The organism is Eubacterium ramulus ATCC 29099, assembly GCF_000469345.1.
Taxonomy (GTDB): Bacteria; Bacillota; Clostridia; order Lachnospirales; family Lachnospiraceae; genus Eubacterium_I; species Eubacterium_I ramulus.
Genome location: NZ_KI271187.1, coordinates 1 through 13,910 on the forward strand (window position 1 = coordinate 1; position 13,910 = coordinate 13,910).

The window sequence follows — 13,910 nt, forward strand, 5'->3', positions numbered from 1 at the left end:
AGGAAATGTGTTTGAAGGGGCAGATCTGGAAAGGATAAAGAAATATTATATCGAAGAATACGATGAGAAATCCATCACGAGATGCAATGAATGTTGGGCGAGAAACCTGTGCGGACTTTGTTATGCAGCATGTTATGAAGCAGAAGGAATTGATATGGAGAGGAAAGAAAAAGTCTGCGGTGCTCACAGGTATGCCACAAAAGGAGAACTGATTTCGTATTACAGCATTTTGGAAGAAAAGCCGGAAGTGATCGAAGAGATAGATGCGGTACCGTATTATTAAGGAAAGGTTTTAGATTATCAAAGATAATTTAAAATAGAAAAAATCAGACGGAAAGGAGGCGGCTGGTATGAGAAAAATCGTAGCAGGAAAGTTACAGACAAGAGCAAACTTTGAAGGCAGCAAAGGTGGATGTAAATGCAGTGGCGGTGCAGTAGTAGAAAACTCTCATAATGCAGGACCGGCGTATTGCGTGGGATACTGTGGAAACAACGGAGTGGTAACAAGAAATGCGAATGCGAATCTTGCAAGAACAAAATAATAGGAGGTATTGGACTATGAAATTAGTAGAAACAAAAACAACAAAAACAGGAACGAACTTTGAAGGGAATAGAGCTGGATGTATTTGCAATGGCACTGTAGCAGTAGCAAATTCTCATAATGCAGGACCAGCATATTGTGTTGGGTATTGCGGAAATAGTGGAGTAGTAACAAGAAATGCGAATGCAAATGTCGCAAAAACAGCATAAAGATTGTATTTTAAACAGAATTTATTAGTCTGGATAATAGACAAAATAATCTGTTTAATGCCTAAATAAATTCTGGAAAAACAGACATGTGAACAGAGTTAAAAGGCTTAATACTATGTTATAAGAATAGAAGGAGATTGTCCAGTAGGTGCGGTCTCCTTTTACAAAAGCAAGTGGAGTGAAGTTTATGAAAAGATTAATGATGTTAATCAAAAAAAGTAAAGAATTCTTTTTGATAATAAGCAGAGTAGTTCGATTATTATGGAATAGCTCGAAGTCCAATTTTATTAAAACAATCATAGTAAGTGTTATTTCAGGTATTACGATTCCATTTACTTTGGTTATTTGGAAATATCTTATTGACGATATGAGTCGCTCCATTGTTTCAGGAAGCATTGCACCAGTTTTATTTTGGTTAATCCTTTATTTTATATTAAATTATTTGCAGAGTGTGCTGATGAGAATAAAAGATTATCAACAGAACATTTTATCAAGTTACTTAAATCGTTATACAAGCGATTTGATTTTGAAAAAGGTAAAAGATACAGATTTAAAGTATTTTGACAGTTCAACAATTTATGACAAAATTAGAAAAGTCAATGAAGAATCGACAGGGAGATCTATCAGTCTATTAGCCACATTAACAAGTTTTATTCAAAGTTTTAGCAGTTTAATTGGAACCATTACAGTTTTAGCCAGTCTTAATATTGGAATTATGTTTTTGTGTATTTTTATCTGCATACCAACGCTAATTGTTAGTATGAAGATGGCAGTTACACAATATGAAATTTATACAAAGCGGTTCGAGGGATTACGTTTTATAGCATACTTGAAGGATATTGTGACTGCTTATGAAAACATAAAAGAGATGAAAATTTATCATGTACATGACTTCTTTCGGGGACATATTATTAAACAATATGATGGATATATTAAAGAAGATAAAAAAATTAGAAGTAGTTTCTGCAAAAAACTGTCTCTGACAGATTTGGTAGAAGAGGCTGCAATCTTAATTTTTAAAATATACATTACTTTAAAGGTTATTTTAGAGAAAAGAACTATTGGAGACTTTTCTCTTTACATAAATTCAATTGATAATTTTAGGGGGTCAGCTACGACAATACTAAATACAATAGTTACAATTTTTGAAGATGGTCTTTATATACAAAATCTATTTGAATTTTTAGATATGAAAACAACAGAAAAGAAAAGAGAGTTATTATCATTCAACAAAGATTTTCAAAAGATTGAATTTAAAAATGTGTGGTTCAGATATCCTGAATCAGAGAAATATATATTAAAAGGTGTTTCTTTCACGATAGATGCTAAACACTGCTATTCTATTGTAGGATTAAATGGATCTGGTAAGACTACCATTATTAAGTTGTTGTTAAAATTATATGTTCCAGATAAGGGCGAAATTAGAATTGATGGAATTAATATATGTGATATTGATACAGAATCATATCAAACGATGGTTGGGGCAGTATTTCAAGATTTTGTGAAATATCCATTGACAGTTAGAGAGAATATCGGATGCGGAAATATAGAAGAAATGGAAAATCTTAATCGGATTTACTGTGCAGCAGAAAAATCAGGAGCAGTAAAATTTATTCCATCATTACCGGAACAGTATGACACACAGTTACATAGAGAATGGAGTGGAGGAATTCAATTATCTCTTGGACAATGGCAAAAAATTGCAATCAGCAGAATTTTTATGAAAGATTTTCCACTTGTAGTATTAGATGAACCAACAGCTTCATTGGATCCTAATGCGGAATATGAGATTTATAAACAGTTTAGGGAGTTAATGGAAGGAAGGACGAGTATATTAATTGCGCATAGGTTTTCTACAGTAAAATTGGCAGATGAAATATTAGTCTTACAGGATGGAAAAATCATAGAGAAAGGAAATCATACAGAATTGATAAAATTAGATGGGGAATATGCAAAACTTTATAGTATGCAAGCAGAGGCCTATAGAGAGGAGTAATTATGCCACAAGAGAATAGTTTTTTTTCAAAATGTAAAAATCAAATAACGAAATGCGTGTGTCCACTGGAAAATCTTCAAGGAATGAATTATATAGCATTAACAATAAATGTGGGTTCTTCTTCAGAAAATGCAAAAAATGCAGGAATTGCACATTTCTTAGAACATATGCAAATGAATTTTTTTGATAAAAATGAGGAGAGATATCTTTGTTCAGCCTATACAGATTTTTATTCAACAACCTATTATTTTGATGTAAAGGATACAGCATTAGAGTGCGTAATAGACATTATACAGAATATTTTAAAAGGGAAGTATTTAGAAATGAAAGATATTGAGGAGGTACGAGCAGATATTCTGGATGAATATAAAGCGTATGAAGTGAAAAATAGAAATTCAGATTTCCGTATATTATTAAATGGAACCGATTATGAAAGTCATTTATCCATAGGAAATCAAAAGACTATTTGTTCTATATCAGAAAATGAAATCAAAGCATTTTTCAAAAAATTCTATTTTCTAGAAAATATGTGTATTATTTGGATTACATCAACGCAAACGTTGGAGACCATCGGAGACGAGTGGATTGCAAATCTTAAGGGAGAGCACGGAAAGATTGAAGAAAATATTTTGCCTTATACAGAAACAGATGGCTATGCTATCAAAAATCGACAGGATAATGGTACATCATACTATTTATATAGGGAAAGAAATTCGGACAGTGAGTCGATAAATGAAGATTTACTTTATGTAATACAAGAATTTTTAAAAGCGAATATGGGTAAGGTTGATGTGGAAAAGATATTTTTATCTGCTAAGCAAGAATTTATTAAAATAACGATAGAAGATATATTAGAATGGAAAGATATTTGTAGAGAAATAGAAAATTTAGCAGTAACGGAGATAGAAAAGAGATATTGGGAATTTTTGAAGGAAGAACCGATAGGTTACAATTGTAATTCTCTAAGAGAATATTTTATAAATGCTTTTACTTTTGGGGATATGATTGTAAAAGAAGAAAGAAACATTCAAAAAGATATTTGTGAGATTAAGAAATTGTTTGCCAAGGAGAATTCGATAAAAATTCTAATGAAATAGGTATCTACACAAAAAATACACAGAAAAGACGGAAAAACCATACGAAAAATTTATATACTATACATTGTAGAAAGAAATAAGTATTTTAAATCATTTTTTTTAAGATTTAAAATAAATAGTAGCATAGAAAGGAGGAACAAAACATGAGATTAGTACAGTCTAAAAGAATTGCAACAGGCTTCAACTTTGAAGGAAGTAAAGCAGGCTGTGTTTGCAGCGGAACTGTAGCAGTTGCAAACTCTCATAATGCAGGACCAGCATATTGTGTTGGGTATTGTGGAAACAATGGTGAAGTAACCAGAAATGCAAATTATAATATTGCAAGAAAATCTTAAGGAGGAATAGATTATGAAATTAGTAACATCAAAAACAATGAAAACAGGAACTAATTTTGAAGGAAACAAAGCAGGATGTATCTGCAGTGGCTCTGTGGCAGTGGCAAATTCTCATAATGCAGGACCAGCATATTGTGTTGGGTATTGTGGCAATAATGGAGCAGTAACCCGCAATGCAAATGCTAATCTGGCACGAACAGCGTAGAGATGTCTTTACATACTACTGTCAAAAAGGTCCTATTCTATGTATTTAATGGAAGTATACAGAATAGAACCTAAATATGAATGATTAAATTCACTAGAAACAGAATAATAGAAAATAAGGAGGCTGTCAAGTCTTCTTATTTTTTTACTCAAAAAGAGTTGTTTAGATAAACGGAAAGAGAAGATTGAGAAAAGAAATAATTTTTGAAAAAACAATAAAAAAATATAATAAATCCTCTTTTTTTGAAACCTGAATTGTACAACTTACGTATTGATACAAAAACAAAATCAGGATTCTTACGAATGAAGGAAAGAACGTTATTAAAACAACTACAGAGAAAAAACGAAAAGGCTTTAGAAGAGATTATGAAGAAATATGGTGCATATGTTACTACGATTTCAAAAGAAATACTTGCCGGAAAAGGTACGAAAGAAGATGTGGAAGAAGTAGTATCAGATGTGTTTATTTCTTTATGGAATACTGCTGAAAGAATTGATTATGAAAAATACACCAGTATTAAGGCCTATATAGGTATGATTGCAAGGAATAAGGCAAAAGATAAGATACGTGCAATTAAAAGTTGGAATCTGGAACTTTATGATGATGTGCTTCTAATTGATAACCAGGCAGAAAGACTCATGGAGCAAAAGGAGCAGCAGAGGATCATTCAGAAACTTCTTCAGCAATTGAAGCCGATGGATCGGGAAATCTTTCTTTTATATTATTACAGATATTTTAAAATAGAAGAAATCGCAGTACAACTTAATATGAATCCGCAGACCATAAAGACAAGACTTCGAAGAGGCAGGAAAACTTTACGTAATGCTTTGCGTGAGGAGGGATATACTGTTTATGAAAATAAAGATTAGTGAGATGCTGGATAATTCAGTTGAAATTTTAACAAAGGAAAAAGCGGACATAGATAATCTTAAAGATATTCAGGATATGGTATATAAAAAGATCATTCGTCAAAAAAAACATTCATATTTTTTAAAACCAGTGGCAGCAGTTGGTACAATCTGTTTGGTAACAGGCAGCATTGTTCTGGCAAAAACCCTTTTGGCTCCAGGTGGGAAAGTTGAAAAAGCAGAAAACTTGGAAAAGGAACATACACTTTATGAATCAGATACAGAAGAAGGGAAGATAGTAGTTGATATTCAAACAGAATTGCTTGATAAAGCTTATCTATATCAAAATGATATTCCTATTGCGAAACATATTTTAGAAATACAGACTGATTTTTATGGAAATAATCAGCAAATATATGTAGAAAATGGTACAATGCTGATTTTACAGGATCACGGTAAGGGGATTTTTTTGGAGGAGGATGAAAAAGCTAAAATAAGTGTTAGTCAGGAAAATATGGAGAAACAACCTAGCCATACATTTGAAATAGGATATATTGAAAACGGAAAGCCGTTTAAATTGGACACCGTTGCGGTAGAACAGTATGAAGTTTGGGTGGAAGGAGGAGATCAAAAAGAATATTTTCCGTATTTTAAAAATATATCTAGTGATCGAATTATTCTTAATTATCAAATAGCAAAGGAGAGTGGAGAAAATGAAGAAAATAAAAAAAGTGGTAGTGATGTTGGCTCTTTTGGGTATGACAACAAGTAGTATTTCTGCACAGGCGGCGGAATCGCAATCAAACAATACGTATCAGCAAAATGAAAGAATGGGGATTTCAAGTACAACATTGAGTGCAGGAGAAACCATCAATATTATTGATAACGATGGAATGGCATTTTATGTTCCGGGTGGGGCTAAGATAAGTTTTTCCATTAGTCTGAAAACATCAGGAAATGTTGAAATGGGATATAAAAATTCAAATGGTGTCAGGACAAAGAAGTATAGTGGATCTGGAAAAAGCCATAGCACTACTTTCACAATTGGAAGCACGGGATATTACAAATTTTATATAACCAATAAATCTTCTGGTACAATTACCATTACAGGAGGGAGCTTAAATTTTTAAATGAGAATAAAGAAAAAAATATGGATGATCATAAAATGGATTTTATTCGTTATAATTTTGATTTTTTTACTGGGAGTTGTATGGAATGCAATTTGTAAGAAAGTAGATGAACGAAAAATGCAGAATGCATATGGTGACAGTGTACAAGTAAATGGTAAAAATATGGTTGTAGAGATTGTGGGAGAAAATCATGATGGACCACCAATCATATTGTTGCCAGGTTTAGGAGAACCGTCTCCTATTTTAGAATTTAGACCATTAGCAAGTGAGTTATCTAAAAAATATGAAGTGATTACGATTGAGCCGTTTGGATATGGATTATCCGATAGCACAAAGCGTAAGCGGACGATTGAGAATATTGTAGAAGAACTTCATGAATGCGTAAAGAACTTAGGCGAAGAGGAATATTATCTTATGGGGCATTCCATATCTGGGTTATATACTTTATATTGGAGCCAGATATACCCGGACGAAATCAAAGGAATCATAGGAATTGATCCATCCGTTCCCAAAATGACAAGTAAAGAAAACAATCCTTTCCCAATCAGTGTGCAGTTACTCAATCAAATATCTGCATATACTCAGAAGATAGCCAATATAAGCGGAATTACAAGGCTGCTTTCCATGAATGATCCAAAGAAAGTTGTGTATGCAGATTTTCAGTATCCATATTCAGAGAAGGAATGGGAAGTTTTCAGTATGTTAACATTAGATAAAGGTTATAACTCAACAGTTATGGCAGAAATGAAAAATCTTGAAAAGAGTATGGAAGCAGTAGAAAATATGAAGATTCCAAAAGAAATACCAATATTGCAGTTTGTTTCAAAAGAGAATTGCAGAACTATGCCGCAGTGGGAACAGCTACATAGGGATATTATAGCAGATAAAGAAAATGGAGAAGTGATTTTACTAGAAGGATCTCATTATTTACATTTTGAACAAAGATCGGCTATTGTCCAAAAAACGATACAGTGGATAGAAAATAGGTAAATATTCCGATTTTTATAGAAATAATTGTTCAAATGGTTCCGTATGTTTGCAATGCACTGTATATCGTGATAGAATAATAAAAAAATAAAGGAGTGGTGTTTGAAAATGGAATCTACGTGTAAGCCTAAAATTGTTTCATCGTTATTGAGAGAGTCCGGAAAGGGAAAACTTGATTTTTCACATCCCTTTCAGCGAAAAGAAGGACAATGGACCAGATATATGGAATCATTGGAAGTGGATTCTCTGCTAAGAGGATATTCTATTAATTTGGTATATGTTTGGAAGAAAGACAACAAAAACTATGTGATAGAGGGCAAGCAGAGAATTACTACATTGCAGAAATATAAAGGGGATAAATTCCCACTTTCTAAAAAACTTGATCCGGTTATAGTTGATGGAGAAACATATGAAATTGCAGGGAAAAGATTTTCTCAATTAGATGAAGTTGTACAAGATAAACTGTTGAATTCAGAAGTTCTGATTTTTGAAATGTGGGATTGTACGGAAAAAGAAGTAAGAGATATGTTTGTGCGTCTGAACAGTGGAAAGCGTTTAAATGGAGCCCAGATCCTGACAGGTCTTTTAAATATTGATGTGAGTACAGAACTTTATAAAATTATGGAGCATCCATTTTGGGCAAAGACAGGAATTACAAAAGGTGATATTAAGTCAGATAATATGCGCAAAGTGGCCTGCCAGATTTTGATGCTTATTTCCGGATATGAATATACTGCTTTTGATCAGAAAAATATTGAAAAATATGTTGAAGTATTGAATAGCGATTCAAAGGAAAGCATACATCTCATTGGACATGCATTAGACGTACTTGATAAGTTAGACGAAAAGGTTACAGATAAAATTGATAAGATGAAAAAGCTGTCCATTCCAATGGTAGTTGCAGCAATGGATATGGTGTACGGAGACGAAGCAAAAGAAGATGCGTATCTGTTATGGGTGAAAGAGTTTTTTGATAATTATGATAAACAGGAAAAATACCTGGAATATTGCGGAAGAAGTACAGATAAAGGCGAAAATGTAAGAGGACGTTGGGAAATTTTTTCACAGGCAGTAACAGAGTAAGAATGATCATGCCCCATGAGATTTCTTTTATTAAAATTCATATATCTAAATATAGTACGCAAATATTGACACATGCTATATATTGTGGTAAAGTGAAAATGAATTAACATTTATACTCATGTAAGTGAAAGATGAGTACAAAATTTTTTTCCGATACAGAATCGGAAGCAAGTTTTGAAACAGGTGGCTGTTTCGGCAAGAAATAAAGAGTTATCAGGCATTTAGAATGAAGATATTCTAGGTGCCTTTTTTTATTTCAATTAAATAAAAAGGAGGATAGTATTACGCCACAAAAGAAAGAAGAATAGGAGGAAAATCATGAACCAAGAGTATTTAAAAGGAATCCACAGTGAGATGTGCAGCAGAGAGGCAATTATTTTTCAGGCTACGGAAAATAACATTATCAGTTTCCTGAAGAACAGTTTATTTGCAGAACGTTCTGAAATCAGGACACTGGACGGAAAACGGTTTTTAACGACGATAAAAGGAAAATGGATCGATATCTGTCCTGATAGAATTTATCTGGAAGAAAAGTTAAAACCGCTGATTTTAGCTGTGAAGGAAGGGCGAAAAATGCTACTTCCATTAAAACAGATCAAGGTAGAACAATTAGAAGGATATCGTCCGCCGATACCGGATTGGAACTATTTTTTCTGGCTAGGGTGCAGTGATGAAGAATACGAGAACTTCAGAAAGCAGCAGAAACCAAAAACAGTTATGTATGAGGCTTTCGGAGAGAAATTTCCAATACAGTTAAAGGTGGATAAGTATTCAATTACTGGAAATCTGGCGATTGAGATGGTGAACTGGAAACACAGGTATCCGTCATCATGGGCTGCTTTGACAGTTGATTTGAATGAGGTGTGTGAAAAAGATTGTTCTTATGTTGATACAAACCATCATGGAAGAAAAATATTGTCATGGATTATAGAAAATGGATTAGGGGAACTGACAGGACAAAGAAATAGGAGTGGATACTGTACTTATGAGAAAATACGTTTTTATCCGGAAAAATTAAAGGATTGTGATCCCGAAGGTTACCAGAGATATAAAATAAAATTTGAAGAAACATAAAAAGGCTGCATAGTAGAGATGTTATCAGAGAACAGGAGGAATCAGGATGAGAAACTATCAAGATGAACAGAATAAAAATTATGAGAATACAAAACAAATGTTTGAAGCGTGTCGAAACGATGTAGGCGATTCTAAAAAAGCGAGAAGAACCATGCCAATAGTTGATGATGAGATTTGCTTTGCAGATATTCCGGAAAATGGAGTGTGTATTACGTCACAATTTGAAAATGGGCTTTGCGGAGAGATTATCTGGTGCCGAAGTGGAGAAGATGTTTATATGCTGCACAGCAGTATCCGTCTGGCAGATCATACTGTCTGGCTTCAGATGGACAAGAAAGGTAACAGCGAGGCACTGCATTTAAAACTGCTTTCAAAAGAAGGAAATGAAAAGGTACAGCAAGATGAGTTTCAGGGGCTTTATATTTCACCGCGTATGCAGGTGAAACGGTTTTATGAATATTGTTTCTGGCCAAATTACATAAGAGGCAAAAGACCGGCACAAGAGAACAGCCTGAACTTATATGAAATTTTAAAAAGAATTGTGAAATGCATTGGTTCTGATTTTCAGTATGATTTGGAAACAATGCGGATTTAGGATGTGACATTTAGAATGAAAATTCCAAGTGTCTTTTTTTGTACCTATTTGGCAGGAAAGAATTTTCCTGCCAGAATTTAAAGAAGGAGACCAATTATGAACGAACTTATTATGACAGGATATGTTGCTACAGAGCCTGAAATCAATGAATTTAAGAGAAAACGGCGCAGGAATAAGAAAACACCTCAATATGGTCTGGCTGCGAATTTTCGTATTTCTGTAAAGCGTTCTTTTAAGAAAAAAGATGGGAAAAAATATGACTATTTTTCCTGTTCAGCTTTTGATAAATCCGCTGAATATATTGAAGAGTACATTGAAGAAGGCGATTATATTGGAATACATGGAACACTTTTAAATGACAATTACGAAAATGACGATGGAGATATGGTGTATAAGGATAAGATTACAGTGCTCCGGATTGAACTGCTTAGAAAACGAAATGACGAAGAGGAAGGATATGATTACGAGGAAGAGTCAGAGGACAACGATTATGATGATGAAGAATATGAAGAAGACGACTACGAGAATGACTATGAAGATGATGAGTATGAAGAAGAGGAATTGGAGGAAGAAGAGTACGAAGAGGAAGAAAAAGGATATCGTAGAAGTGTAAGAAAACCCAATAGAAATACGACAACCTCGTATAAGAGAAGCAGCAGGCAAAAGAAAACAGCGCCTAAAAAAAGATCTGAGCAGAGAAAAAGAGCGAAAGAAAATTTAGAAAGAAGGAAGCGACAAGGAAAGAGAAGTGCACCGGAGCGAAAACGCGGTGATAGTAGAAAACGTAACCTGGTAGATGAAGAATTTGAGCGTGTACAGGAATCAGAGTATAACAATTATGGATTTGACTAAAAATAGAAGCATTTTTAACAGAAAGGAACTTGTACTGTTATGAGTAGTAAATGGAAATACTTTGTCAAAAAGTATCAAAATTTTTGTATTGCTTCGGGGATTGTAGGATTTCTGTTAGCCCCATTTTTATGGCCGTTTTTCCTCGCAATTCTGGTGAATACCTTGTCCCTGACAGTACCAGTTCTGCTGGTGTACTTGGTGATTCGCCAGCTGAAAAAGAGGCCAGAAGGAGCAGAAAAAGAAACATTTAAAGAGGTAGCTGAAAATAGGAAAGAAAAAGCAGAGGTACCTGAAGAACAGTCTTTGAAAAGGGCGGCTCCGGTTGTGAAAGCGCCCAAACAGGAACAGACGGTGAAAAAGAAAATGGAAAAAGAACGGAGCCCAAGTGTTTCCGAAGAATTGAATGAAGCAGAGAAAGTAGCAAGAAACTGGTATATCATGGAAGGAAGAGAAAAATTTCATCATATTTCCATGAAGCTGGCATCAGAAGGAGTCAATTCTTTTTCCATAGGAAAAGACGGGTTGTGCAGTATCCGAACCGAAAAAGGGTTTCGCAGAGTTGCAGCAATTCGGGATTTTCCAGCTCAAAAAATGTTGGTCATCAAAAAAGAACTGGAAAAAGAAGGGATTTACTATGTAAAACTTTCTGGACGCTATATGTGGGTTACAAGGAGGGAATAGCTTGTTAGAGTGTAGATACGCTTCTTCCATCTATTATAATCAGGAAAACGGATATACTGTGGCGGTATATGAAACAGAAGATGAAATTCCAGAAGGGAAGAAGGAGATTGGGAAACAGCAGTTTATAGCAGTTGGCTGCGAACTGCCAAGAAATGAAGGGTTGGATATATCCTTAAAAGGACAATGGAAAGAATCAGAACGGTATGGAAAACAGTACCATGTGGCTTCTTTTGAGATTCAGATGCCAACAACGGGAGAAGGGGTGAAAGCGTACCTTTCTTCCGGATTGATCAAAGGGGTTGGACCTATTATCGCAGAAAGGATTGTAGACCGGTTCGGGAAAAATACCTTCTATGTCTTTGAACAATGTCCAGAACGTTTGCTTGAAATTCCAGGAATTACACAAAGAAAGCTGGATAGTATTTTAGAGGGGTACCATAAAAGCGAAAATATCCGTCAGCTTTCTCTTTTTTTATCTTCTGCGGGTGTAACACCAAAGAAAATAGAAAAAATTCAGGAACATTTTGGACACAAGGCAGTCAGCATTATCAAAAAAGATCCCTTTCGTTTGTGTGAAATGGAAGGTTTTGGATTTAAAACGGTTGATCCGATAGCCAGGAAGGTCAAACATTTTCAGGCAGATAATCCTTTACGGATAAAAGCAGCTATATTATATGTTTTAAAAGAAGCAGAAGGGGAAGGGCATCTCTATTTAGAGGTGCCTGAAATTTTGACAAGAACAAAATCATTATTGTTTCGAGGAGATAAAAGAGGTCATGTCACAGAACGGAAAATACGTGATGCAGGGAATTCGCTTATTAAAGATGACAAGGAACTTGTCTGCAGCTATACGAAAATTTATTCTAAGAAAAATTATGAGTCGGAACAAAAAGCTGTTATACAACTTGCGGCGCTCAGCCGATATCCGATAAAAAGATATGATGTAGAAAAATGGATTTCCGGTTTGGAATCGAAAGAAAACATACAATTAGCGGAAAAGCAAAGAAAAGGGATTGAAATGGTTTTTCAAAATCCAGTTTCCATTATAACAGGAGGACCTGGAAGTGGTAAAACAACCCTGCTGCGTTTTATTGTTATGATACAGGAAAAATTGAATATGGATAGTATGATTTTACTGGCGGCCCCTACCGGAAGGGCAAGACAGAGAATGTATGAGGCAACGGGGTATCCGGCACTGACGATACATAAAAGTATCGGGTTTACAGGAGCAGAAGGGGAAGAGGCATGGAATGCTGGAGAGATGCTTTGTGATGATTTGATTATCATTGACGAGTGCAGTATGGTAGATATGCATCTGTTTACCAGCCTGATGATGAAAATAAAGGCTGGAAGCCGGATCGTTTTTGTAGGAGATAAAGATCAACTGGAATCAGTAGGTCCTGGCAATGTGTTTAAAGAACTCATTGATTCCGGAGTCATTCCGGTTACTGTTTTAGAGCAATGTTTCCGGCAGGAAAACCCTACTATTTTGGAGAATGCGATAAAAATCAACTGTGGGAAACAAAATCTGGTATATGATGACAGTTTTTCTTTTGTAACAGCACATGATGATGAAGAAGCTGCGAAAAAGATTGTGAAAATTTTTGATACGGAGTGGAATCAACAAGGGAAAAATGTAAATGCAGTTCAGGTATTAACACCTTTAAGGGAGGATACAAAGGTAAGTGCCAATGCCTTGAATATAAAAATCAAAGACAGGATCAATCCATACCAGAGAGGACAGCAGGAAATCAAAAGTGGAAACAAAATTTTTCGGATACAGGATAAAGTGATGCAAACGAAAAATGAAGATGAAATTTCCAATGGAGATATCGGGATTGTACGAAAAATAGGAAAGATGAATGGCAAGAAATACATGGAAGTGGATTTTGGAGAAGAAAGGGTTATGCGATACCAGGAAGGAGAATCTTGGAACCTTGTTCATGCGTATGCAATTACTGCCCATAAGGGACAAGGATCAGAATATCCAGTAGTCATCATTCCAGTTTTGTCATGCTTTCGGCGGCATACTTTGAAGAGAAATCTATATTATACTGCGATTACAAGGGCAAAAAGAAGAGTCATTCTTGTTGGAAGCAAACAGGCATTTTCCCAGGCAATACGGGCAGGAAGATCGAAAAAAAGAAATACGTTATTATCCTATCGGTTAAAAAAAGCATTTGCGGAATTTTTGGATAAGAATGAAGCGGCGTAAGAAAATAACAGGAAACTATTTGTAAAATTAAGAATAGTTATGATAGGGAAGGAAAAATAAAC

The 13,910-nt window shown here is 34.7% G+C and carries 16 protein-coding genes and 1 pseudogene; all 17 read left to right on the forward strand.

Going from position 1 to position 13,910, the window contains the following annotated elements:
* Window positions 1–283: pseudogene (locus HMPREF0373_RS17085) on the forward strand (RumMC family radical SAM sactipeptide maturase); the annotation flags it as partial.
* A gap of 67 nt (window positions 284–350) precedes the next feature.
* Window positions 351–542, forward strand: a complete 192-nt coding sequence (locus HMPREF0373_RS14740; RefSeq protein WP_021740593.1) for a RumC family sactipeptide — start codon at window positions 351–353, stop codon at window positions 540–542.
* A 16-nt stretch (window positions 543–558) separates the two neighbouring features.
* Window positions 559–750 carry a RumC family sactipeptide gene (locus HMPREF0373_RS14745; protein WP_021740594.1) on the forward strand — a complete coding sequence of 64 codons (192 nt, stop codon included), beginning with the start codon at window positions 559–561 and terminating at the stop codon, window positions 748–750.
* Between the two features lie 187 nt (window positions 751–937).
* Window positions 938–2,746, forward strand: a complete 1,809-nt coding sequence (locus tag HMPREF0373_RS14750) for an ABC transporter ATP-binding protein (RefSeq protein ID WP_021740595.1) — start codon at window positions 938–940, stop codon at window positions 2,744–2,746.
* A 2-nt stretch (window positions 2,747–2,748) separates the two neighbouring features.
* Window positions 2,749–3,843, forward strand: a complete 1,095-nt coding sequence (locus HMPREF0373_RS14755; RefSeq protein WP_021740596.1) for an insulinase family protein — start codon at window positions 2,749–2,751, stop codon at window positions 3,841–3,843.
* Window positions 3,844–3,986: 143 nt separating this feature from the next.
* Window positions 3,987–4,178, forward strand: coding sequence for a RumC family sactipeptide (locus HMPREF0373_RS14760; protein ID WP_021740597.1), 192 nt, complete (start codon window positions 3,987–3,989; stop codon window positions 4,176–4,178).
* A gap of 13 nt (window positions 4,179–4,191) precedes the next feature.
* Window positions 4,192–4,383, forward strand: a complete 192-nt coding sequence (locus HMPREF0373_RS14765) for a RumC family sactipeptide (protein WP_021740598.1) — start codon at window positions 4,192–4,194, stop codon at window positions 4,381–4,383.
* Window positions 4,384–4,625: 242 nt separating this feature from the next.
* Window positions 4,626–5,252, forward strand: coding sequence for an RNA polymerase sigma factor (locus tag HMPREF0373_RS14770; protein ID WP_242831222.1), 627 nt, complete (start codon window positions 4,626–4,628; stop codon window positions 5,250–5,252).
* Window positions 5,236–6,003 (forward strand): hypothetical protein, encoded by a 768-nt coding sequence (locus HMPREF0373_RS14775; RefSeq protein ID WP_021740600.1) that lies wholly within the window; start codon window positions 5,236–5,238, stop codon window positions 6,001–6,003. Before HMPREF0373_RS14770 ends, HMPREF0373_RS14775 begins: the two co-directional genes overlap by 17 nt.
* Window positions 5,945–6,361 (forward strand): hypothetical protein, encoded by a 417-nt coding sequence (locus HMPREF0373_RS14780; RefSeq protein WP_044964820.1) that lies wholly within the window; start codon window positions 5,945–5,947, stop codon window positions 6,359–6,361. The genes HMPREF0373_RS14775 and HMPREF0373_RS14780 overlap by 59 nt, the downstream gene beginning before the upstream one ends.
* Entirely contained in the window at window positions 6,362–7,351 is a 990-nt protein-coding gene (locus HMPREF0373_RS14785; protein WP_021740602.1) for an alpha/beta fold hydrolase, read from the forward strand.
* A gap of 105 nt (window positions 7,352–7,456) precedes the next feature.
* Window positions 7,457–8,431 (forward strand): DUF262 domain-containing protein, encoded by a 975-nt coding sequence (locus HMPREF0373_RS14790; protein ID WP_021740603.1) that lies wholly within the window; start codon window positions 7,457–7,459, stop codon window positions 8,429–8,431.
* A 318-nt stretch (window positions 8,432–8,749) separates the two neighbouring features.
* Window positions 8,750–9,505 (forward strand): DUF4313 domain-containing protein, encoded by a 756-nt coding sequence (locus tag HMPREF0373_RS16185; protein WP_021740604.1) that lies wholly within the window; start codon window positions 8,750–8,752, stop codon window positions 9,503–9,505.
* A gap of 46 nt (window positions 9,506–9,551) precedes the next feature.
* The gene (locus tag HMPREF0373_RS14800) at window positions 9,552–10,100 is read left to right on the forward strand and encodes a hypothetical protein (RefSeq protein ID WP_021740605.1); all 549 of its coding nucleotides are present in this window, start codon (window positions 9,552–9,554) and stop codon (window positions 10,098–10,100) included.
* Between the two features lie 96 nt (window positions 10,101–10,196).
* Window positions 10,197–10,952 (forward strand): single-stranded DNA-binding protein, encoded by a 756-nt coding sequence (locus HMPREF0373_RS14805; RefSeq protein WP_021740606.1) that lies wholly within the window; start codon window positions 10,197–10,199, stop codon window positions 10,950–10,952.
* A gap of 39 nt (window positions 10,953–10,991) precedes the next feature.
* Window positions 10,992–11,633, forward strand: a complete 642-nt coding sequence (locus tag HMPREF0373_RS14810) for a hypothetical protein (RefSeq protein WP_021740607.1) — start codon at window positions 10,992–10,994, stop codon at window positions 11,631–11,633.
* Window position 11,634: 1 nt separating this feature from the next.
* A complete protein-coding gene (gene recD2 / locus HMPREF0373_RS14815; RefSeq protein ID WP_044964823.1) occupies window positions 11,635–13,848 on the forward strand; it encodes an SF1B family DNA helicase RecD2 in 2,214 nt (737 codons plus the stop codon).
* Window positions 13,849–13,910 lie beyond the last annotated feature (62 nt).

Coding starts and splice junctions, on each gene's coding strand:
- HMPREF0373_RS14740 (WP_021740593.1), top strand. CDS start 351: ATGAGAAAAATCGTAGCAGGAAAGTTACAGACAAGAGCAAACTTTGAA.
- HMPREF0373_RS14745 (WP_021740594.1), top strand. CDS start 559: ATGAAATTAGTAGAAACAAAAACAACAAAAACAGGAACGAACTTTGAA.
- HMPREF0373_RS14750 (WP_021740595.1), top strand. CDS start 938: ATGAAAAGATTAATGATGTTAATCAAAAAAAGTAAAGAATTCTTTTTG.
- HMPREF0373_RS14755 (WP_021740596.1), top strand. CDS start 2,749: ATGCCACAAGAGAATAGTTTTTTTTCAAAATGTAAAAATCAAATAACG.
- HMPREF0373_RS14760 (WP_021740597.1), top strand. CDS start 3,987: ATGAGATTAGTACAGTCTAAAAGAATTGCAACAGGCTTCAACTTTGAA.
- HMPREF0373_RS14765 (WP_021740598.1), top strand. CDS start 4,192: ATGAAATTAGTAACATCAAAAACAATGAAAACAGGAACTAATTTTGAA.
- HMPREF0373_RS14775 (WP_021740600.1), top strand. CDS start 5,236: ATGAAAATAAAGATTAGTGAGATGCTGGATAATTCAGTTGAAATTTTA.
- HMPREF0373_RS14780 (WP_044964820.1), top strand. CDS start 5,945: ATGAAGAAAATAAAAAAAGTGGTAGTGATGTTGGCTCTTTTGGGTATG.
- HMPREF0373_RS14785 (WP_021740602.1), top strand. CDS start 6,362: ATGAGAATAAAGAAAAAAATATGGATGATCATAAAATGGATTTTATTC.
- HMPREF0373_RS14790 (WP_021740603.1), top strand. CDS start 7,457: ATGGAATCTACGTGTAAGCCTAAAATTGTTTCATCGTTATTGAGAGAG.
- HMPREF0373_RS16185 (WP_021740604.1), top strand. CDS start 8,750: ATGAACCAAGAGTATTTAAAAGGAATCCACAGTGAGATGTGCAGCAGA.
- HMPREF0373_RS14800 (WP_021740605.1), top strand. CDS start 9,552: ATGAGAAACTATCAAGATGAACAGAATAAAAATTATGAGAATACAAAA.
- HMPREF0373_RS14805 (WP_021740606.1), top strand. CDS start 10,197: ATGAACGAACTTATTATGACAGGATATGTTGCTACAGAGCCTGAAATC.
- HMPREF0373_RS14810 (WP_021740607.1), top strand. CDS start 10,992: ATGAGTAGTAAATGGAAATACTTTGTCAAAAAGTATCAAAATTTTTGT.